The organism is Pseudomonas sp. TE6288 (assembly GCF_054062095.1).
The window spans coordinates 1-21,719 of sequence record NZ_JBSSEW010000037.1 but is presented as its reverse complement, the minus strand read 5'-3'; the positions used below and the strand labels follow the sequence as shown (position 1 = coordinate 21,719).

The following is a 21,719-nucleotide window of genomic DNA, read 5'->3' as shown; positions in this document are numbered from 1 at the left end:
AGTCGTAGCCCAGCTACGGCGAGGAGCGACAACGCTGCATGAGCGCAAAAAGCGCCGCGAGTTATGGTCGTTATTTGTGAAACACCACACTAGCGACCAGGCACAAAAAATCCGATGCCTTGCGGCATCGGATCTTCATGTGGTGATCAAGCCGACAGGCCTCGACTGTCGGGCATCAGGCACGTCTGCCGGATGCTGGCTCGATCAGGCGTCGGTGGACGCTGTGGCCTTGTTGCCACTGTTGATCAGCGGCCCGTAGCGCCGGCTGAACTCCTGGTTGTAGGGCACGTGGTTCTTGTTGACCCCGCTGTCCCAGTTGACCGACCAGGTCATCAGGCCCTTGATCGACACGCCCTTGGCGTAAAGGCGCTTGAACGCGTTGGTCACCGCCGTCGGGTTGATCACATAGCCGGTGGCGGCGGCATCGACGTTGGCCGGCAGGCCGATGACGAACTTGTCGGCCGGGATCCGGGTGAAGCCGCGGGTGCCACTGACCAGGCTCTCGGTCAGGTAGAACAGGAAGTCCTCCTTCATGGCATCGTTGTTCTGCGCGATCCAGGCGCCGTTGCCATTGTTGGCCTCCTGCACCCAGAGCCCGTCGCCCCCCTGGTTGTAGAACTGCGGGGCGATGAAATCGTAGTACCCCTCCAGTGCCTTGAGGTAGTCGACGTAGCGCCCCGCGCTGGTCAGGTAGGGGAACTCCGGTGCCATGCTGATGATGAAATGCTTGCCCTCGGCGGCGTAGTGATCCTTCACCAGTTTCAGCGCGGCAGGCAGGACCGTCTTGTTGGCGGCGAAATCGATCGCGCTCTGTTCAAGGTCGATGTCCAGCCCGTCGAAACCGTAGGTTTCCACCAGGCGAATGATTTCATTGGCCAGCGGTTGTTCATGGCCCGGGTTCAGGGCGATATGCGCATCGGCGCCGCCCAGGGACATCAGCACCGCCCTGCCCTGGCTGTTGAGCACGCCCACCTGGCGCCGGAACTCGGCATCGGACAGGTTGTACGGCTTGAAGGTCGGTATGCCGCTACCTTTCATGAAGGCCACCGCCACCACGTTGTAGTCGCGTGGCACCTCCTCCAGGCTCATGTTGGCGAACTGCCCGCGCTGGTAACCATCCGCCGGGCCGGCCGGCCAGTTGTGCCAGTAGCCCATGAGGATCTTCTTGCCCGCCAGGCTGGGCATCCGCGATGCAGCGTCATCCTGCGCTGCCTTGAGTTGGGTAAAGTCAATCATTGCCATGTTCCAATCCTTCAGAACGTGTGTAGATCCCGCGGACTTACTGGAAGTCGACGTCGAATGCCTGGTAGAAGGCGTTGCCGGTGTTGGCCACGATCCACATCAGCACGATCACGTGACGACCCTTCTTGTTGGCCGGCAGCTTCACTTCGTGATCGACCTTGGCCTTCAGCTCGCCGGCGTGGCTGTAGTACGGCACCTGCGGGTAGAAGTCCTCGGCGAACGGCTTGTCTTCCAATTGCGCACGGGTGATGCGTTGTTTCGGGTCCCAGCCGTCCTTGGTGATCAGCCAGCGATAGCCGCGGGTGGTATGCGGCGCGGTGTAGCGCCAGGTCACCTTGAACACTTGCCCGGCGTCGACATTGATCAGCGGCCAGGTGAAGGCGCGGTTGAGCTTCTTGCCCATCTCCTCGTCGGTGAAGTTGACGCAGTCACGGGCGTCGGTCTTGCCACCGCTGAGGATGTAGCCATCGGCGGGCGGTGCGACGCTCGGGTTGTCCGACTGGAACGGCGCGGGGAACGGACCGGCGGCCAGGGCCGGGAAGTTCTTGCCGCCTTCCATTTCATCGACCTGCCAGCCGCTCAGCACGCCGAGGTCGATGGCGACGGCGCCACGCGAGGCTGGGGTGGTGACACGACCGTGGCGAAGCGGGTTCTGGTTTTCTGGTTGGTTCATCGTTGTAACTCCATGTGGTTTGAGAACTCTCCCTTTCCGAAGGAGAGGCCTTCAAACTAACGGAGCTGGATTTATTGTCCACGCAGCCATTTTTGCTCCTGGTGTGCTCAGGCATTGTAATCACCAATGAATGCTGGACAAATATACAGTATCGCTTGAATTATCCTACTCACCCTGAAGCAAAACACCTACACGCTAGCGCGACGTCTGCCAGTGCCCGAGCCTGTCAGCCAATGAAGTACTGCCGGCGTTTCGAGCGGTAGTTCGACGGGTCCAGGTGCGCGGGCAGCCATTGCCCGGCCGTCTCCTTCAGATAATTGCCCTGGCTGCCGGGCCGGTCCTGGTACCTGGCCGCCAGGTAGCGGGCGTAGTGATGGTCGAACAGGCGCATGAATTCGCCGAAGTAGATGTCCGCCACCCGGGTGTCGCCGTGGATCACCAGCATGTTCTCGTCGTTCTTCACCTGGGAGGCGCTGCTGAAGTTCGCCGAGCCCGTTACCACCGTGGGCTTCTCGCCCAAGGGATCGACCAGCATGTACTTGGTGTGGATGTAATCGTTGCTGTTGAGCGGGTTGTCGCGTTCCTTCAGCGCGTTGCTCAGCGTGTTGTCCTCGCTCAGGTAGCTACCGGCAGCGAAGATCACGTCACCGTCGGTACCGATGTTCTCCGTCGCCTTCAGCGGATCGTCCTTGATCACGTAGCGCAGCACATCGTTCTGTGCCTGGAACACCGCCTGGAATTCGGCGGCGATCTCGAAGGCAGCGGTGAAGCACACCAATTGACTGGCCGCGCTGGCCAGGTTGGCGTACCACTGCAAGGTCTTGCGCGCCTGGGGCTCCTCGTTATCTTCGCGCGGGCTGAACACGGGATAGGTGCCCGGCTGCAACGGCAATGCCGGCAGCGGGCTGGCCTGGGCATTGGGCGTGCGCAACTTGCCTGGCGTCAGGTTGCGTTGCAGGCGTGTCCAGTAATCGAGGTATTGCCGGGCGATTTCGGGGTCGTGGACGACGTGCCCTACGTTCGAATGGCCGAAGATCCCACCGGCCGAGATATTGGTCGAGCCGGTCCAGACACTGACCGGCTGGCCGTGCTCGAGCAGCACGATGAACTTGTTGTGGCGGATACCTTCGCTGACCGTGCGCGGATGAGCGTGAGCGGCCAGGCCGGCCTGGGCGATGGTGGCCTGGTTCTCGGCCTTGTACTTGCTGGCCGCGTCATAGACCACCTGCACGTCGCCTGCTTGCGCGGCATCGCTTAGCGCCTGGGCGACCGGCAGGTAGTGAAATTCATAGAACGCCGCGCGCAACCCCATGCCCGGCCTGGCACCGCGTTCGATGAAGGCAAGCAGGGCTTCGTACAAGCCTCGCGAAAGCCACCTCATCGGCTTGGATTGCGGCGCGTCGGGGTCGGGGGCAACGTTGTCGAACTCCCGGGCATAGGCCTGGGAGCCGATCACGCCACGGTTGAAGTGCACGTCGTGGCGCACACCCGTGCCTGGCGCCGTCGTGCTTTCGCAGCGTACACGCACGGCAACACCCAGGGCCTCATCCACACGCAGGTTCTTCGGCTCGCCGAACACCGGTTGCACCGCGTACTCGTAGTCGCCTTCGGCAGTGGCGGTGTAGTCCGCCCACAGGAAACTCTGGATGGGGTGCTCGCTGGTCGGCACCCGCGTGCCCGGGGGCAGCCCCTTGTCCTTGTCTGCGAAGCGTTTCAAGCCACGCAGGTAATAGCGGGTACGCACCTGGCCGGCCGCGTCGAACTGCTTGCGCTGCACGGCAAAGCCCAGCAGGTTCTGCTCGGCGACCAGCGTCGCAAGGTTCGGTGGCGTGACGAAGTCCCAGGCCAGCACCACGACATGGGTACCGGTGATGGCGCGTACGCGCAGGTAGTCGCCCGTGGCGGATGCTCGCATGGGAGGCGCTCCTTGCAGGAAGGTTACTGGTAGGGTGTGCGGACCTTGATCTGCTGGTTGTCGGGGGTCCCGCCGGCCGGGCACGGCATTGGGCCGAGCTGTTTGTCCAGGCAGACCCAGAGCTCTTTCAGGCGGTTGCCCGAACCCACCGATACCCGCAGGCTCTGCGCAGGCAGCGCCGGGTTATGGGCCAGGAACGCCTGCTTGATGTCGCTCACCTTGGCGTCCACCAATTGGTTGGGACCTGCTTCGCTGCCGAGCATTTCCTGCAGGGAGGGCCGCTGCAGCGAGTCGTAGACCCGCTGGATATCGGCAAAGTAGCGCTCCGGCGATGACCAGCCGCAGGTACCGTGGGCCTGCCATTCGTTCTGCATCAGGTCCGGCCCGGGCATCATGCACAGGTGCTGCCTGACCAAGGGTGCCGGCAGCGAGCCGACAGTCTGGCAGTTGCGCGGATGGTCCTGGTTGGACTTGGCATAACCATTCTGCGGCCACAGGCCGTGCACCACCCATTCGAAACGATTGCCCGAGAAGCACTGGAAGGCATGCTTTTCGCGTTGCGCCTTGGGCTTGTTGCGCTGGGCTTCACAATGCTCCGGCGACCAGGACAGCACCAGGGCCAGGTAATCGGTGGGCAGGTCCTTGTTGACGTAATCCACGGGGCGGACCGGCGCAGGCTCGACATTGTCGGGCAACACGCAGACTTGCTCGGCGAAGGTGGGCGAGGCGGCGGCTGCCAGGCAGCCAAAGAGCAGCGCTTTCAGGCAGGTTGCAGATTGTGGCGTCCATTGCATGATGACCTCCTTGTCGGGTGCGACAGGCTCCGTGCCTGTCGCTCGGTTAAACCCGTCAGGTGATGGTGTAGCGCGAATATGACGATTCGTCAGGGGCGGTTTGCTGTATCGTTCGCCCCTGCGGCAGCACCCAGCGTCAACGAAGTGGAAGAACATGAACCGTCGTAAAAAGATCAACCAGCTGTTGAAAGCCCACGCCAAGAAGGCCAGCGCCAAGTTGGCGCCGAAAAACAGGAACCCCTACATCTCCAAGGCCGACCGGTTGAAACTGGCGGCCGAGGCCGGCCAGCAGGCCGTGGCAGAGGGTGGCGTGCCCGCGCAATCCTGATTGACGGCAGGCCGCTCACAGAAACTGCGGCGTCGCGAGGCAAACCCGCTTACAGGGGCCTTATGGTGCTTGGCCCGGCAAACGCCCGCACCAACTGGTCGATCACCGCGCGCACCCGCGCCGTGTGGCGCAGGTCCTGGTGGGTGACCATCCACACCTCATAGGGCTGGCTGCGCATGCGTTGCGGCCAGACCCGCCGCAAGCCGTCACGCTGCCCCAGCTCCACCGGGATCTCCCCCAGGCCCAGGCCTTCGGCGATGCCGCGGCGCAGCATCATGCTGGCGTTGGCCGCCATCACCACCCGCCCTTCGCCCAGGGGCACGTCCACCAGGGTCGGTTCGGCGCGGTCGCGCCAATACGGCTCATACACCACCAGATCGTGGCCGGCAAAGCTGCCCTCCTCCGGCACGCCCCGCCGCGCCAGGTAATCCGCCGAGGCGAACAGGCCCATCTGCCAGCTGGCCAGCTTGCGCAGCACCAGGTCGGGGCTGTCTGGGCGCTGGTTGCGGATGGCGATGTCGGTTTCGCGTTGCGACAGGTTGACGATCTCCGAGCTGCCGCTGAGCACCACGCGCACCTCGGGATGGGTCTCGTGCACCTGCCGCAGTGCCGGGATGACGAACTCCAGGGCCAGGGAGTCGGTAGTGGCGATGCGCACCTCGCCGGCCTCCTCGTTATCCGCGCCTCGGGTTCGGCGGGCAAGTTCCAGGGCCGCCTGTTCCATCTTCTGCGCCATTTCCACGGCCACTTCACCGATGGCGGTCAACTGGTAGCCGGCCGGCGTGCGCAGGAACAAGGTCGAGCCCAGGTCCGCCTCCAGCGCCGCCACTCGCCGGCCCACCGTGGCCTGGTCGACCCGCAGCACCCGGGCGGCGCGGCGCAGGGTCTGTTCGCGGCTCAAGGCCAGCAGCATGCGCGCATCATCCCAGTTCATTGGTCCACTCCTGATTCAGCGCAGTCACTGCCGGCTGAAGAAAATCTGCAAAGGTGCGTCGCAAAATCGCCGCGCGACCAGGCAACCCGGCTTGCATACCCTGTGACGCAACGGGCCGACACGGCCTTTCTTCAGAATGACAGAGGTCTTCATGCGTCACATCATCCCCAGCCTAATGAGCGCCATCGACATCACCCGGCCAGGCGGCCCCGAGGTCCTGCAGGTCGCCAGCCATGCCACGCCCCAGCCAGGCCCGCGCGAGGTGCTGGTGCAGGTGCATGCCGCCGGCGTCAACGGCCCCGACCTGCTGCAGCGCAAGGGCCTGTACGATCCACCCGCCGGCGCGCCGGCCATCCCGGGCCTGGAGATCGCCGGCAAGGTGGTGGCCATCGGCGAGCAGGTCCGTCACTTTGCCCTCGGCGATGCCGTGATCGCCCTGGTCCAGGGCGGTGGTTATGCCGAGTACGCCGTGGCCGACGAACGCACCACCGCGCACCTGCCGGAAAACCTGTCGATGGTCGAGGGCGCGGCGCTGCCGGAAACCTTCATGACCGTGTGGGTCAACCTGTTCCAGCGCGGCGGCTTCAAGGCCGGTGAAAGCGTGCTGATCCATGGTGGCGCGTCGGGCATCGGCACTACCGCGACGCAGCTGGCCCGGGCCTTCGGCGCGGCGAAGATCTTCACCACGGTCAATGGCGCCGGGCAACAGGCCGCCAGCCTGGAACTGGGCGCCGACGTGGCCATCGACTACACCCGCGAGGACTTCGTCGAGCAAGTCATGGCGCACACCGACGGCAAGGGCGTGGATGTGATCGTCGACATCATCGCCGGCGACTATGTGGCGCGGAACTTCAGGGCTGCCGCCATGGACGGGCGCATCGTGCAGATCGGCGTGGTCAAGGGCCCGGCCACCGAGGTCGACCTGTTCCCGCTGCTGACCAAGCGCCTGACCCATATCGGCTCGACCCTGCGCGCGCGCAGCGCCGACGACAAGGCGGCGATCCTCGGCGAGTTGCAGGCCAAGGCCTGGCCCCATGTACGCAGCGGCGCGGTCAAGCCGCTGATCCATGCCACCTTCCCGCTGGCAGCGGCCAGCCAGGCCCATGAACTGATGGAGTCGGGCCGGCATATCGGCAAGGTGGTGCTGACAGTGGCGCACGGGGGTTGAGCCGCCCAGTGCGCCAACTTGGGGCCGTCAACCGCAGTTGACTTCCTTGAGCAGCGCTGCGGCGGCCAGCTTGCCCAGCGCATTGCCCGCCAGCGGGCTGTCGCCGCTGAGCAGCTTGTGGTCCTGGTGAACGGCACCGGAGATACCGTCGTTGATGATTTCGACGCCACAGGCCTTGAGGCGCTCGCCGAACCTCCAGGTCAGGTGGCCGGGCATGTAGCCGATGTCCGGGGTCTTGGCATCCAGGTCGTCGGGGAAGGCGCACATCTTGTAGCCGTTGTAGAGGTGCCCGGCGGCCAGCAAGGCCGCCGGCCCGTGGCACAGGCTGATGACGAACCTGTCGTTATCGGCGGCCCATTGCAGCACCTGCCCGACTTCCTTGCTGTTCGGCAGGCCGATCAGCGCGCCGTGGCCACCGGGGATGAACACGCCGATGTAGTCGGACAACGAGCCTTCGAGTACCTCGGCCAACTTGCGTGGCTGCTTGAACGCCTTGCGGTAGCGCTCGAACAGGCCCAGGACCTCGTTGTCTTCACCGGGCATGGCCCAGTACTCGAACTTGACCGGGTTGCCCGACAGGGTCGCCACGTCGAAGGCGAAGCCGGCCTTGTCCAGGTGATACATAGGCAGCAGGGTTTCCACCGGGTGGTTGCCGGTGGAGAACAACGTGCCGTTGTCAGTGAGCAGATAGCGCTCATCGGCGCCGATCAGCAGAATTTTCCAGCGCCCGCCTTTATAGGGGGCCGGGTAGTAGGCGCCGCTGAGGTCGGACTTGCTTGAAGTGAACTGGCTGAGGGAGTACGGCGAGGGGAAGAAGGCGTTGTCTTCGGCCGGGTCGGGTTGTGGGCGTTTGTCGTCAGGTGAGGTAGTCATTGCTGTGCTCCTGTGCCTGGGGTGGGTAATTGGGTCCCTGCTAGGAGGCCAACGAATCAGCCGCGATGATGGCACTCCTTTAGCAGAGGTCAGCCGCCGACATTCCTAGACATTTGAACATAGCCTAAAAGCCTGTCGGTTCTGACATCACAAGATGGATAGCTCCGCTCCCAATTTTTTTGAGCGTCTCAACGTGCTTCGGCCTGCCGCGCTGCCTGAAGCTCCCACACTCGTCGCTTGCCTCACAAGGTGACCGCAAGCTGAGATAGGTAATCACCTAGGTATTTTTTTACCAGCATGCGTGTCATGGCAACGTAAGCTTCTTTAGGAGATAGCAAATCAACCAAGTCTTGCAGGTCCGCCCCTGGATCCTCACCCGCATCCAAAGCTGCCACGGTGTGACGGATTGCAGCCATTACCACTCTTCGATGCCTGGCGCGCATCTGCAGGAGCTCCCATCGCCCCAATCCAAGTAAATGGATAGTCGTACGCCCCTTCAGGCTAGGCTCGCCGTTGATGATGGCTGGCTCGACCCCTCCGTCCTCCCTGAAAACCAGGTGCTCTGTAGGATCATCAACACAGGGATTCAAAATCAACGGCTGCTCTTGACCAAGTTGCCAATGCCCCTTGGCACGCTGACTTTCATCTGCCAAAGGAAAGAAATTTGCCTTTCCAATGACTCGTTTACGGGCATCATGGTCGAATTGAGTTCGGGGGCGATTACAATCCGCACAAGACAGCAGGAGGTTGGGCCACCTTGCCGCCAACCAGAAGTAGCCCTCAACAGATGCGCCCCCTGCAGTAGGTGGATATAAAACGACCTTACCCTTCGGCCGATAGTGCTCAACGTCTCCGGGCTGAGTACCCGCCAGCAACGACTCGCAAAACATACACTTGCGCCCAAATAATTCTGCCAGCCGCTCCTTCACAACCTCATTCGAATATGCCTTGAATTTCCGCACATTTGTTAGACGGTTTAATTTAAGCTCCCTTCGCCCTGCTGCAGACAGCCCCTTGGGAAGGCTGCCAAGCGGCCTACTCAACTTGATCATGCGCCAGACTCTTTATTTCCCGATGCAGGAGCGATCCCTTCTATCAGTAACTTTAACCTTGCTACCGTCTTCTGCGAAAGCTGCTGGGCGCTAACTTGGGGCGATGCTGTCTGATCAAATTTCCCAGCGGCATCAACTAACTGTAAAGCTATACGCTCGCGGCGACTGCCACCGAGATACCGAATATCGGTAAGCAGGTCGATCAACCTGACGAACTCTTGCTCGTCCTCTGCCGTACGATGGGGTTGTTCAAGCAGTTTTTCATAGGTCTTTATGTCAGCTTCCAACTGCGGATCAACCGTACTGCGCAAGCCGAAGTGCTCAGAAGAGAGCAGTTGCTCAACGCTGAGCCGAGCAACATTCGGAAGGTCTTCCAACACATAGACCTGACCATTCATGTCTTTACGAAGAACAGCCACTTCGCCTTCGCACAAGCCTCGCAAGCAGAGAGGGTCGTGCGTGCTGTATATGAATTGTGCTCTTGGGAATGCCAGCCTTAAGGCTGACAAACACTGCAGACGCCATGCAGGATGGAAGTGATTCCCCAGCTCATCGATGATCAAAATGCCTTCAGCGGAGTCAATCGAGGAGCCCGTCCTATAGAGCACCTTCATGATGTCCACCGAAATGCCGAGCATTGATTGATAGCCATCACTGAGGTTCTGAATCTGCGTCCCTGTAAGTCCATCTACGCTCAGCGTGACTGTACCGTCATCATCGAGCAACACGCGGACCTCGCTCTCCTTCGGCATCAAATTGGACAAAACGGTATTGATCTCCCCCAGCCTGCCCTCATCCTGCACCTCCAGCCACTCTTCAGGATGATTCAATGGTAGAAAGGGATCAAACAGGTTATCTATCTTGGCATGTTCACGACCCGATTTTGGCTTATGACGCCCCCTCGGGAGCAACCGCGTGGCCCCATATGCCAATACCAATGACTGTGAGCTATCGGCACTGAACCGTATCGGGGCATTACGCCTGAAACTCATGACTACTCTTCGATTACCAACAAGGTATACGTTGACAAACCCTTCATAGGCATTAGGCGAGAGCACTTTATTACTGGTAAACCCCAACGACTTGACATAAGACTTTCCCGCCAGAGCAAGTGCTAGCGCCCTGAGCACCGTACTCTTACCTACCCCATTCTCCCCTAGCAATGCGAAACATGGGGCGCCCGCGGACTGGGACTGATCCAGATCTAGAACCAGATCATCAATCGGGCCGAAGCACTTTATCTCTATTCGTGTTACATACTGTGACTGGGCCCTATATTCATCAAACCCTTCGCCTGCTTCAGTGTTTATTCCTGCATCACGGCCCTGATCCAGCGCCCGTTCAAAAATGTGCTCATAAAATGCGTCGAAGTAAGGGTTCGGACTAGGCAATTCAGGATACACATATGAATATTCAGGAAAAGACATTGCTTTTGTCAGCTGACGCCAAACAGCCCGATGAGAACCATTAACCTGATGACTGGCGCGTTCAGACTGAGTAGAGCGCGGAATTATAGATATCTGTTCCAGCCGAGAAAGAATCAATTGCCGCCGATTCAAGTCAAGCGTATCAATTGTCACTCGGCCGCGCTCACTCAATGGCCTAACTGATCCATCCGATAAAAACTGAAGGTGATCATCTGCATTATCGAGGCACGGATCGAGCAGCAGTGGCCGCTCACTACTTATCGCGTCACTGTATTCGGCACTCGAACTAAACCCGCCACTTTCCAGAGGGAAGCGGTCCGCCTTGTAACGGCTACAAACCGGACAGGCCCAATACAGATTCTCCCAATCAAAGTAGAATTGTGGATACTGGGATTCAGGACGAAACCTCTCAATCACACCGTCCTGTGCAATCAGCGTCTCGCAATAGCAACAAACATCTACAAACATCCCACTGAGGTGAGCCTGAAGCTCACGCTTAATTTCTTTTGTTGAAGACCAAGCGATAGATGCCTGCAGCTTTCCTGAAACATCAAATTCCTCCAGGCGCAGCCTCTCAAGAAACACCTCAAGAAATTTAGGGCATCTCGCTCGCTTTACCGGGGTCATCTTGGGCTCCAATCAAAAATCATGCTTTATTTTGTGCTTATAAAGTCACGCCTATTGACGCCCGAAAATTAGCCACCTAAAGAGGTAATTCAACTCGAATCAATATCAGCAGATTAACTATTGAACCACTATCGCTTCAACCTCGCCACCCTACTGAATTGGCGAAAAGTCACTGTAAGCGGTCGCTACATCATGCTGACAGCAGCACCCAGGCGTCATAACGTTCGAAGGATACAACGTGCCAAGGCCAATGTGCCATCATGGCCTCCGATAAAAGGGCCAACCCCTAAATAGCCAGCGATACCACTAACCCAGCGCGGCGGGTGTATCGACGTCGCGCGACACCCCGCTGTCGTCCACGTCCAACACCAGCACGCGATCACGGTGCCGTTGCAGCACCGAGCGCGCCCCTTCATCACCGGAAAGCTCGGCCAGCGCAGGCCAGCAATCGCGGCCGAACAGCACCGGATGGCCGTTCTGGCCCTGGTAGCGCGGCACTACGATGGCTGCCGGGTCCGCCGCCTCGACCAGCCGACGGTAAGTGTGCGGCAAGATCCAGGGCATGTCTCCCAGCACGATGGCCACCGCCTGGGCATCGCAGTCACGCAACGAAGCAGCACCGGCCGCCAGGCTGTGTCCCATGCCCATGCCCGCATCAGGGCTAGGGACGATACGACAGGCGGCGGGTAAACCCAACGCGTCGGTGTCCTCCCCTGCGCGCAATACCACCCGCACCTCGTCGAACGTCGCCAGGGCGCGCTCCACACTGTGCTGCAACAAGCTGCGCCCATCGGCCATCAAGGCCCGGCGCTTGTCCGCGCCGAAGCGCGCGCCCTGCCCGGCCGCGAGCACCAGGGCGACGACCTTCACAAAGCCTCGCGGGCGATGCCGCTGCGGGTCCGCAGGATATCGGCGAGCACCGCCAGGGCGATTTCCGCCGGCGTCTTGCTGCCCAGGTTCAGGCCGATCGGCGCATGAATGCGCGCCATGTCGGCATCACCCAGCTCGCCGATACGGCGCAGGCGCTCACGACGCTTCGCCGACGTGGCCTGTGAACCCATCACACCGATGTAGAACGCTTCGGTACGCACTGCTTCGAGCATGGCCAGGTCGTCGATCTTGGGGTCGTGGGTGAGCGCCACCACCGCAGTGTCGCGATGGCAGCCGCCGTTGGCGATGAACAGCGAAGGCAGTTCACGACGGATTTCTATCCCGTCCAGCGCCACGTTGTCCATCACCTCGTCGCGAGGGTCGCACAGCACCACCTCGAAGCCCAGGCCCTTGCCGAATTCGGCGCAGAAATGCGCGACGCTCGAATACCCCGCCAGCAACAGGCGCTGGGCAGCGCCGATGCGCAGGCGCACGCAATGCTCGCCACGCTCCACCCGTGGCCCCTGGCCGAGGTCATCGCTCAGGCGCCGTTCACCGCTGCGCAGGTCGACCTCGCGCAACAGCCGCCGACGCCCGAGCAAGGCGCTTTCCAGCTCGGCAAGATGCGCCTGGGTGGCGCAGTCGCCGGGCAGGTTCTCCACCAGCACGTCGAGAATGCCGCCGCACGGCAGGCGAATGTTGCCGCGGGTGTCGCTGCCGTCGCCATAGCGCACCACGGCAACCGCCGTGGCGAACTCGCCGGCGGCGACCCGCTCGAGGAAGTCATCCTCGACACAGCCGCCCGACAGCGATCCCACCCAGTGCCCGCCCTCGCTCACCGCCAGCAACGAGCCCGGCGCGCGCGGCGCCGAGCCATAGGTGCACAGCACACTGCACAGCCACACGCGCAGCCCGTCGCGCGACCATTGCGCCGCCTGGCGCACCACCTGCAGGTCGAGATGCTGCACGGGTCAATCCGCCTTCAGCTGGGCCAGCTGCTGGGTGGTCAGGTCGCCCGGCAGGCCGCCCCAGGCTTCGCGCAGGTAGTTGACCATGTCGGTCAGCTGCTGGTCGTCGAGCTTGTCGGCAAAGCCCGGCATCGGCTGCATGCGCTCGAAGCCGGTGAACTGCTGTTCGCGGATGCCGTCGACGATGGCCTTGACCAGGTTGCGCGAGTCGGCCTGGCGCAGCACGGTGTTGCCCTGCATGGCCACGGCGATGTGCGGCTTGCCCTCGCCATCACCGCCGTGGCAACCGGCGCAGACATTGAGGTACTGCTGGCGGCCGCGCTTGGCGCTCTCGCCCAGGGTTTCATGGGCCACCGCCTGCACCACCTTGGCCGCTGGCGGCTGGTCGCCGAGCAGGTAGGTGGCCATGGCCGACAGGTCGCTGTCTTCAAGGTGCTGGGTGCTGTGGTGCACCACCGGGTACATCTCGTTGAACATGCTGCCCTGGGCACTGATGCCGTGCTTGAGGAAGGTCGCCAGGTCGGCCTGGTTCCAGCCGCGGTCGGCCAGGTCCTGGGCCAGCAGGCTCGGCGCCAGATAGCCCAGCAGCAGGCCGCCAGTCAGGCGCTTGTCCTGCTGCAGCGCGCCGATGGGATTGCGCGGGGTGTGGCACTCGCCGCAATGGCCGAGCACTTCGACCATGTACTGGCCGCGCTTCCATGCCTCGCTGTTGCCCTTGCCTTCCTCCAGCTGGACGCTCTTGCCGTACAGCAGGTTCCAGCCCATCAGGCCGGTGCGCACGTTGAACGGGAAGCTCAGGCTGGTTTCCGGCGCCGGCCGGTTGATTGGCGCCACGCTCATCAGGTAGGCGTGGATCGCGTCGGAATCCTCGCGCTTGATCAGGTGGTACGAGGTGTAGGGCATGGCCGGGTAGAGGTTGGCGCCGTCCTTGCGCTTGCCCTCGGTGAGGGCGGCGAAGAACTCGTCGCTGCTGTAGTTGCCGATGCCGTGCTGCTTGTCCGGGGTGATGTTGGTGCCGTAAATGGTGCCGAATGGCGAATGGATCGGCAGACCGCCAGCGTAGGGCGCGCCGCCCTCGGCGGTGTGGCAGGCCATGCAGTCGGCGGCGCGGGCGAGGTATTCGCCGCGCTTGATCAATGCCTCATCGGCCGCCTGGACATTGCAGGCGACCAGCGCGCCAATGGCCAGGGCGAGGCTGCTCAGAACTCGCGTCATGCTCAACCCTCCTTGACCAGGCCGAGGTCGCCCAGCACGTCGCGGGTCGCCTCGTAATAACGCACATAGCCGGTGCAGCGGCACACATGATGGCCGAGGCTGGCTTCGATGGCCTGCTCCAGCTCGCTTTTTTTCAGCGGCTTGCGCTGGGCCTTCTCCACCAGCACCGTGGCGGCGTTGACGAAGCCCGGGGCGCAGTAGCTGCACTGGAAGGCGAAGCGGTCGACGAACTTCTGCTGGATCGGGTTCAACTCAGTGGGGTTGCCCGCTTCGTCGCGTTTGGCGTGACCTTCGATGGTGCGCACTTGCTTGCCCTCGAAATAGTGCGCGCCGGTGATGCAGGTGCGCACTTCCTCGCTGGTGCCGTCGGGGTTGTCGACGATCACCACGCAGGCGTGGCAGATGCCCTGCCCGCAGCCCAGGCGCGAGCCTGTGAGGTTCTGGTATTCGTGCAGGTAGTCGATCATCGCCAGGTCATCGGGGACCACTTCGGTGACGACAGGTTGACCGTTGAGGGTCAGTTGCAGCTTGCGGTCAGCCATTGAGGGCCTCCTTGACGCGGGCGGGGGTGATGGGCAGGTCGCGGACACGCTTGCCGATGGCATGGGCCACGGCGTTGCCGATGGCGCCGACCACCGGGATCATCACCACCTCGGCGATGCCCTTGGACGGGTCGGTCGGCGACAGCGGCGGCAGGATCTCGGACGTCTGTTTCCACACCGCCACATGCCGGGCCATCGGCAGGCGGTAACGGTTGAAGTTCCAGTCGCCTTCGCCCGGGCCACCCTCGTACAGCGGCATCTCCTCCAGCAGCGCATGGCCGATGCCCATGGCGATACCGCCTTCGAGCTGGCCCTTGACCAGTTCGGGCACCAGCACCCGGCCGCACTCGACCCAGCTGTGGTGGTTGAGCACGCTCACTTCACCACTGCCCTTGTTCACCTTCACCTCGACGATGGTCGCCACCGGGCTGTAGTAGGTGACCATGGCGTTGTTCAGCTGGGTGGCCGGGTACTCGACGTTCTGCCGGTCGAGCAAATGGAAGCCAGCGCTGTTCATCTGCGCCTTCTTCGCATTCAGCGCACCGTCGCCGTACTTCACCGCCAGCGCATCGAGCGGCAGGCGCTCGCGCACGCCGTCGATGACGAAGTCGGCCTCGGCCCAGCTCCAGCGGTTGAAGCCATGCACGCTGACGCCGGTGATCAGGCCCATCTCGTGGGCCTTCTTCGCAAGCTCCGCGAACGGGATCGGCTCCAGGCCGTTGCCGGTCAGCGCGCCGTTGACCCACACCGCGTTCTCGCGACGCACCACCAACGGGTTGGCCTGGCCGCCGAACGGGCCCTGGCTCCACAAGGCCATGGCTGCCGGCCACAGGCCGTGGTTGAACAGCACGCGGGCCGCCTCGCGGGTGGCGTGGCTGAAGTAGAACGCCGAGTTGGTCGCCGACGACGGCGAAGCCAGCTTGGCGACCCAGCGCGGGTTGCGCAGCGCGGCGTCCTGCTCGGCCTGGCTGATCAGGTAGGGGTTGCCGCTGGTGCTCAGCTGCAGCTCAGGCCATTCGGTCTGGGCGGTCTGCACGTGATCGGCAACGCGGCCGAGGAAGTCGCTGACCACCAGGGCCTGGGAGGTCGACATGCCGGTGCCCAGCTCGGTGCCGATATGGCGCAAAGTAATCTGGCCATCGGCAGTGAACTCGACCGCCGCCATCGGCGCTTCGGCGCCGGTACCGAAGTCCTTCTGGGTGATGGCGAAGCCCACGCCGTACCAGTTGTCGTGGTCCTTGGCGTCTTCGGCTTGCTTGCGTGCGTGGCGGTGCTTCCACCAGTCGTGTTCGGCGGCCTTGTCGAGAATCTCGTGCAGGCGCAGGGCGCCGGCGGGCACCGCGCCCTGGGTGTTCTTCATGCCCGACTTGAGGGCGTTCTTGCGGCGCAGCTCGATGGCATCCACGCCCAGGCGATCGGCGATCTCGTCGACCATCATCTCGGTGGCGGCCATGCTCTGCAGGGTGCCATAGCCGCGCATGGAGCCGGCCTCGACGCCGCGCGAGTGGTAGGCGGTGACCGACAGGTCGTTCTGCGGCATGTAGTAGATCGACTGCGCGGCAGTAGCGCCTACTGAAGCCACCGACGGGCTGTAGTTGATGCGCCCGCCGCCGTCGACAGTCATGTCGGCGCGGAAGATCTTGAAGCTCATGTCCTTCTTGTCGACGGCCAGCTGGTAGCGGATGTCGAACGGGTGGCGCTTGATGCCGCTCTGGAACTGCTCGTAGCGGTCGTTGGCCAGGCGGATCGGCACGCCCGCGCCGTACAGGGCGGCGACGGCGGCGTAGAACACGAAGATGTTGTTGTCCTTGGAGCCATAGCCGACGGTGTAGCCCGGGTGCATGTTCAGGTGCTTCAGGCCGAAACGCGACGGCTTGATCATGTGCACGCATTCCTGCGCCACTTCGAACGGACACTGGGTGGCGACGACGAAATGCAGGGTGCCGGTGGCCGGGTCGAACCAGCCGTTGCCGTTGTCCGGCTCGAGGGCTGCGGGCTCGATCGACGGGGTCTTGTAGCGCTCGTCGAACAGCAGCCAGTCTTCCGGCGGCTGCTTGAGCTGCTCGTCGATACGCTGGGCGTAGAACATCCCCTGCTCGGTGAGGGTGCCGTGCTGCTTGGGCTCGGCGGTCCATACCGGCTTGCGCGCCAGGATGGTGGGGAACAGCATGGTGTTCTTCAGGCTGGAGTATTCATCTTCGTCGAACGGCGTCTTGCCGGCCACGCGCACGAAACGGAAGCTGCCGTAAGGATCGCGCTGGTACAGCGGGGCCTGGGCACCGTAGCGGATCGCCTGGTCGTTGAACTGCAGCTTGAGCTTGGCCTTGCGAAAGCGCTCGAAGTCGTTCCAGATCAGGATCGCCACCGGATGGCCGATGAACATCGGCACCTGGCCGGGCGGCAGCAACGGGTCTGGCGAATGGGCTTCGGGCCAGGCGATGCCGTCCTTTTTCAGGTCATCGGCGCTGACGACGCGGTCCGGCTGCAGCTCGGCGCCCAGCAGTGACAGGTCGTAGCCCGCGTAGATTCGGTCGGCCTTGGTCGCCTTGAGCAGCATGGCGTGGCCTTGCTGCTGTGGCCAGCCTGGCATGTCCTTGGCACGGATGTCGCGGGCGAACACCTTGTTGCCGCAGACCTTGGACAGCGCGTCGTTACGCAAACGCACCTTGCCGTCGTGGTTCATCCACTTCTGCGGCGAGGTGGTGACCTTGCTCTCCATCAGAGCGGCGAACGCCTGGCTGCCGAGCGGCGCCATGGTCACGCCGACACCGGCGATCAGCCCGCCTTGCAGGAACGAACGCCGGGAAATATCACGGTTGGACATGGTTGATCCTCTGGGCAGCTCTTGGGTTGCCCATGCTTTTTCTGGTGCTTGAGAAACTGAAAGGGCGCGCACGATCACAAAAACTGACTACGAAGTCAAGTTAACGATCGTAGAGTGCCCTTGCAAGTCAAGCAGACAACTTGTCGCGGGGCGGCGCGAAGGGTCAATCCGGCAAGCGATAGCGCTCGGCGAAGTACTGGCGGAAGAACTCCACCGCCACCCGCACCTTGGCCGAACCTGCCAACGGCGCGGTATACACCGCCCAGATATCCGCCGCCTGCTGGTACTCGGGCAGCACCTGCACCAGGCGCCCATCGGCGATGCTGTCATGCACGTCCCACCAGGAGCGCAGCAGGATCCCTCGCCCGTCCAGGCACCACTGGTGCGCCACCTCGCCGTGGTTGCTGGAAAGCCCGCCGGTGACGCGCACGCTTTCCTCGCCCTGGGGGCCTTCCAGGTGCCACAGGCCGAACGGGTGGTCGCGCTCCTTGATCACCAGGCAGTCATGGCTGGCCAGGTCGGCCAGCACCCGCGGCGTGCCATGCGCGGCCAGGTAGCCAGGGGCGGCGCACAGCACCCGACGGTTGCGTGCCAGGGGCTTGGCGATCAGGTGCGGGGCGATGACGTTGCCCACGCGGATGTCCAGGTCCACCCCTTCGGCGATCAGGTCCACCAGGCGGTCATGCACATCCAGGCGGATGTCCAACCCTGGGTAGCGCGCCGCCAGCTCCGACAGCGCCGGCGCCACGAAGCGCCGCCCCAGCCCCAGGCTGCTGGCGATGCGCAGTTGCCCCGCCGGCTCGCGCTGGCCGGCGTTGAGGTCGTCGTCCATGCGCCGCAGGGTCTCGAAGATCTGCTGCGCCCACTGGTACACGCGCTCGCCCTCCTCGCTCACCGTCACCCGCCGGGTGGTGCGGTGCAGCAGGCGCACGCCGAGGCTTTCCTCCAGCAGGCGAATTCGCTTGCTGATGAACGCCGCCGACATACCGCGCTCGTCCGCCACTGCGGCGAAGCTGGCGCGGCGCGCCACCTGCAGGAAGATGTCGAGGTCATCCAGGTTCGGCAGATTATTCACGTTTCGTGCACCAAGAATTGATGGATTGCCGGATTATCTCCGAAGCACAGCCTTATAGCATGGCCTGCATCTTCCCTGGACACGAGATGCGCCCCATGACCAAGACCTTCAAGATCGCCGCCATCCCCGGTGACGGCATCGGCAACGAAGTCCTCCCCGAAGGCCTGCGCGTGGTCGAGGCCGCCGCCCGCAAGCACGGCCTGGACCTGCGGTTCGAGTTCTTCGAATGGGCCAGCTGCGATTACTACCTGGCCCACGGCAAGATGATGCCCGACGACTGGTTCGACCAGCTCAAGGGCTTCGACGCCCTGTACTTCGGTGCAGTCGGCTGGCCCGACAAGGTCCCGGACCACATCTCGCTGTGGGGCTCCCTGCTCAAGTTCCGCCGCGACTTCGACCAGTACGTAAACATCCGCCCGGTGCGCCTGTTCCCCGGCGTGCCCTGCCCGCTGGCGCACAAGCAACCCGGCGACATCGACTTCGTGGTGATCCGCGAGAACACCGAGGGCGAATACTCCTCCCTGGGCGGGCGCATGTTCGAAGGCACCGACAACGAGTTCGTGCTGCAGGAGTCGGTGTTCACCCGTCGCGGCGTCGACCGCATCCTCAAGTACGCCTTCGACGTGGCGCAGACCCGCGAGCGCAAGCACGTGACCTCGGCGACCAAGTCCAACGGCATGGCCGTGAGCATGCCCTACTGGGACGAGCGCACCGCCGCCATGGCCGCCCGCTACCCCGAGATCAGCTGGGACAAGCAGCACATCGACATCCTCTGCGCCCGTTTCGTGCTGCAGCCTGAGCGTTTCGACGTGGTGGTGGCCTCCAACCTGTTCGGCGACATCCTCTCCGACCTCGGCCCGGCGTGCGCCGGCACCATCGGCATCGCGCCGTCGGCCAACCTCAATCCCGAGCGCAAGTTCCCCTCGCTGTTCGAGCCGGTGCATGGCTCGGCGCCGGACATCTACGGCAAGAACATCGCCAACCCGATCGCGATGATCTGGTCCGGCGCGCTGATGCTCGAGTTCCTCGGCCAGGAGAACAACGATGCCCGCTACCAGGCGGCCCACGACGACATCCTCAAGGCCATCGAGACGGTGATCGCCAACGGCGACACCACCCGCGACATGGGTGGTAGCCGTTCGACCCAGGAAGTGGGCAAGGCCATCGCCGAGCTGCTCGGCGCCTGATTTGACGTCAGGTCATCGCGGGGCAAGCCCGCTCCCACAAGTAGAAACACGTCTTTGCGTGGGAGCGGGCTTGCCCCGCGATAGCGACAGCCCACCCAATCATCCGGATTGTCCGACGATCCTATTGCCACCCACTTCGATTCAATGCAGAATCTGTCAACCATAAGATACTTGTTATCTATTAGTTAACAGAAAGGAAACACAGAACCTCGATACGGACTTCCCCAACGCCTGACGCCTACTACAAAAAAAATGCTCCAGGAGACAATTGATGTCCCCCAATAACAAAAAGATCGACGTGTTCCTGATTGCCGTGAGCCTGTTTGCCGTGCTGCTCACCGTGATCGGCCTTGCCGCCTTCCCTGCCCAGGCCGAAAACCTGGCCAACCAGCTGTTCGAAGTGGCCACCCGCACCTTCGGCACCAGCGTCCAGGTACTGGTGTTCGGCAGTTCCCTGGCCGTGCTGTACCTGGCCTTCAGCAAATACGGCAACATCCGCCTGGGTGCCGGCAAGCCCGAGTACTCCACCGCTACCTGGGTGTTCATGTTCATCTGCGCCGGCATGGGTTCCTCGACCCTGTACTGGGGCGTGATGGAATGGGCCTACTACTACCAGACCCCAGGCCTGAACATCGCGCCGATGTCGGCCAAGGCTCTGGAATACAGCGTCAGCTACTCGTTCTTCCACTGGGGCATCAGTGCCTGGTCGATCTACGCCCTGGCCTCGCTGGCCATGGCCTATCACTTCCATGTGCGCAAGAAGAGCGGCCTCAACCTGGCCTCGATCATCGAGGCGGTCACCGGCTTCAAGGCCACCGGCCCGGTCGGCCGCGCCGTCGACCTGATCTTCCTGCTGACCATGATGGGCGCGCTGACCGTGTCGCTGGCGCTCACCGCCTCGACCCTGACCCGCGGCCTTGCCGACCTGGCCGGTACCCCCAACACCTTCACCGTGCAGTTGCTGGTGATCGGCGCGGTGGCGCTACTGTTCTCGCTGAGCTCGTACATCGGTATCGACGGCGGCCTGCAGCGCCTGTCGAAGATGGTCTGCATCGGCGCCCTGGTATTCGCCGCCATCGTCCTGCTGGTGGGGCCGACCCAGTTCACCCTGAACAACACCGCCAATTCCATCGGCCTGATGCTGCAGCATTACGTGCAGATGAGCCTGTTCACCGACCCGGCCGGCGACGGCGCCTTCACCCGCAACTGGACGGTGTTCTACTGGCTGTGGTGGGTGTCCTACGCCCCTGGCGTGGCGATGTTCGTCGCCCGCGTATCCCATGGCCGACTGATCAAGGAAGTGGTGTTCGCCCTGCTGCTGGGCGGCAGCTTCGGTTGCTGGTTCTTCTTCGGCGCGCTGGAAAGCTACAGCATGCACCAGTTCATCAACGGTCAGATCGACGTACCCAAGCTGCTCGGCACGCTGGGCGGCGAAGCCGCGGTGACCGACCTGTTGCTGGCCCTGCCCTGGGGCACGCTGTTCCTCGCCGCGTACCTGTTCATCATGGCGGTGTTCTGCGCCTCGCACATGGACGCCGCCGCCTACGCCGTGGCCGCCACCAGCACCCGCAACCTGCGCGAAGGTGAAGACCCAAGCCCCACCCTGCGCCTGTTCTGGTGCGTGGTGCTGACCCTGGTGCCACTGGCCATGCTGTTCGCCAAGGTCTCGCTGTCGACCATGAAGACCGCCGTGGTGCTTACCGCGATCCCGTTCATGCTGATCCTGCTGGTGAAGATCTACGGGTTCTTCAAGTGGCTGGCGGCCGATTACGGCCAGGTGCCGGCCTACCGCATCGAGGAAGAGGCCACCCGCCTGGCGGGTGAGGAACCGCAGCCGCAGGCACCGCGTAGCGCTGCCGTGGTGCACTGAAATACAAGGTGGGGGCGGCTTGCCCCCCCATTTGGCAAATTTTTTGGTTCTTCACGGATTGCCGGGAAAGTCATACTTGATCTTCATGAAAAAGAATTCGCTGTCCCGGTAGCCGTAAGCCATCCGCTTGATCAC

General features: G+C 62.9%; 17 protein-coding genes and 1 pseudogene. 4 read left to right on the top strand and 14 right to left on the bottom strand.

Features of this window, described 5'->3' with window-relative positions:
* Window positions 1-234 precede the first annotated feature (234 nt).
* The 4 genes and pseudogenes from ACVWY1_RS25350 to ACVWY1_RS25335 form a co-directional block, all read right to left on the bottom strand.
* Window positions 235-1,242: pseudogene (locus ACVWY1_RS25350) on the bottom strand (chitinase); the annotation flags it as partial.
* Between the two features lie 37 nt (window positions 1,243-1,279).
* On the bottom strand, window positions 1,280-1,915 hold the full coding sequence (locus tag ACVWY1_RS25345) for a lytic polysaccharide monooxygenase auxiliary activity family 9 protein (protein WP_046855967.1): 636 nt from the start codon (window positions 1,913-1,915) through the stop codon (window positions 1,280-1,282).
* A 226-nt stretch (window positions 1,916-2,141) separates the two neighbouring features.
* Window positions 2,142-3,830 (bottom strand): phospholipase D-like domain-containing protein, encoded by a 1,689-nt coding sequence (locus ACVWY1_RS25340; RefSeq protein ID WP_277503625.1) that lies wholly within the window; start codon window positions 3,828-3,830, stop codon window positions 2,142-2,144.
* A gap of 23 nt (window positions 3,831-3,853) precedes the next feature.
* Complete coding sequence (locus ACVWY1_RS25335; protein WP_457378907.1) at window positions 3,854-4,624, bottom strand: ribonuclease T2 family protein; 771 nt, start codon at window positions 4,622-4,624, stop codon at window positions 3,854-3,856.
* Between the two features lie 154 nt (window positions 4,625-4,778).
* Here ACVWY1_RS25335 and ACVWY1_RS25330 point away from each other — a divergent pair, with 154 nt between their 5' ends.
* Window positions 4,779-4,952 (top strand): DUF2986 domain-containing protein, encoded by a 174-nt coding sequence (locus ACVWY1_RS25330; protein WP_102684025.1) that lies wholly within the window; start codon window positions 4,779-4,781, stop codon window positions 4,950-4,952.
* Between the two features lie 49 nt (window positions 4,953-5,001).
* Here the strand turns inward: ACVWY1_RS25330 and ACVWY1_RS25325 are convergent, their stop codons facing one another.
* A complete protein-coding gene (locus ACVWY1_RS25325) occupies window positions 5,002-5,886 on the bottom strand; it encodes a LysR family transcriptional regulator (protein WP_457378906.1) in 885 nt (294 codons plus the stop codon).
* Window positions 5,887-6,061: 175 nt separating this feature from the next.
* Here ACVWY1_RS25325 and ACVWY1_RS25320 point away from each other — a divergent pair, with 175 nt between their 5' ends.
* Window positions 6,062-7,054 (top strand): NAD(P)H-quinone oxidoreductase, encoded by a 993-nt coding sequence (locus tag ACVWY1_RS25320; RefSeq protein WP_401105586.1) that lies wholly within the window; start codon window positions 6,062-6,064, stop codon window positions 7,052-7,054.
* A gap of 27 nt (window positions 7,055-7,081) precedes the next feature.
* Here ACVWY1_RS25320 and hchA read toward each other — a convergent pair whose 3' ends face one another.
* The 9 genes from hchA to ACVWY1_RS25275 form a co-directional block, all read right to left on the bottom strand.
* On the bottom strand, window positions 7,082-7,927 hold the full coding sequence (gene hchA / locus ACVWY1_RS25315; RefSeq protein WP_277503615.1) for a glyoxalase III HchA: 846 nt from the start codon (window positions 7,925-7,927) through the stop codon (window positions 7,082-7,084).
* Window positions 7,928-8,169: 242 nt separating this feature from the next.
* Window positions 8,170-8,979, bottom strand: coding sequence for an HNH endonuclease family protein (locus ACVWY1_RS25310; RefSeq protein WP_277503613.1), 810 nt, complete (start codon window positions 8,977-8,979; stop codon window positions 8,170-8,172).
* Window positions 8,976-11,033 (bottom strand): retron system putative HNH endonuclease, encoded by a 2,058-nt coding sequence (locus ACVWY1_RS25305; RefSeq protein ID WP_457378905.1) that lies wholly within the window; start codon window positions 11,031-11,033, stop codon window positions 8,976-8,978. Before ACVWY1_RS25305 ends, ACVWY1_RS25310 begins: the two co-directional genes overlap by 4 nt.
* 306 nt (window positions 11,034-11,339) lie before the next feature.
* Entirely contained in the window at window positions 11,340-11,903 is a 564-nt protein-coding gene (locus ACVWY1_RS25300; RefSeq protein ID WP_277503610.1) for a nucleotidyltransferase family protein, read from the bottom strand.
* On the bottom strand, window positions 11,900-12,871 hold the full coding sequence (locus ACVWY1_RS25295) for an XdhC family protein (RefSeq protein WP_094011103.1): 972 nt from the start codon (window positions 12,869-12,871) through the stop codon (window positions 11,900-11,902). Before ACVWY1_RS25295 ends, ACVWY1_RS25300 begins: the two co-directional genes overlap by 4 nt.
* A gap of 3 nt (window positions 12,872-12,874) precedes the next feature.
* Window positions 12,875-14,086: a cytochrome c gene (locus ACVWY1_RS25290; RefSeq protein ID WP_038705916.1), complete on the bottom strand. Its 1,212-nt coding sequence runs from the start codon at window positions 14,084-14,086 to the stop codon at window positions 12,875-12,877.
* A 2-nt stretch (window positions 14,087-14,088) separates the two neighbouring features.
* The gene (locus ACVWY1_RS25285; protein WP_102684029.1) at window positions 14,089-14,628 is read right to left on the bottom strand and encodes a (2Fe-2S)-binding protein; all 540 of its coding nucleotides are present in this window, start codon (window positions 14,626-14,628) and stop codon (window positions 14,089-14,091) included.
* A complete protein-coding gene (locus tag ACVWY1_RS25280) occupies window positions 14,621-17,452 on the bottom strand; it encodes a xanthine dehydrogenase family protein molybdopterin-binding subunit (RefSeq protein WP_457378904.1) in 2,832 nt (943 codons plus the stop codon). The genes ACVWY1_RS25285 and ACVWY1_RS25280 overlap by 8 nt, the downstream gene beginning before the upstream one ends.
* A gap of 163 nt (window positions 17,453-17,615) precedes the next feature.
* Window positions 17,616-18,527 carry a LysR substrate-binding domain-containing protein gene (locus ACVWY1_RS25275; protein ID WP_046855980.1) on the bottom strand — a complete coding sequence of 304 codons (912 nt, stop codon included), beginning with the start codon at window positions 18,525-18,527 and terminating at the stop codon, window positions 17,616-17,618.
* A gap of 95 nt (window positions 18,528-18,622) precedes the next feature.
* On the opposite strand from ACVWY1_RS25275, the gene ACVWY1_RS25270 reads away from it, so the two are divergent.
* Window positions 18,623-19,714, top strand: coding sequence for a tartrate dehydrogenase (locus ACVWY1_RS25270; RefSeq protein WP_277503601.1), 1,092 nt, complete (start codon window positions 18,623-18,625; stop codon window positions 19,712-19,714).
* Between the two features lie 271 nt (window positions 19,715-19,985).
* A complete protein-coding gene (locus tag ACVWY1_RS25265; RefSeq protein WP_457378903.1) occupies window positions 19,986-21,584 on the top strand; it encodes a BCCT family transporter in 1,599 nt (532 codons plus the stop codon).
* The last annotated feature ends 135 nt before the right edge of the window (window positions 21,585-21,719 follow it).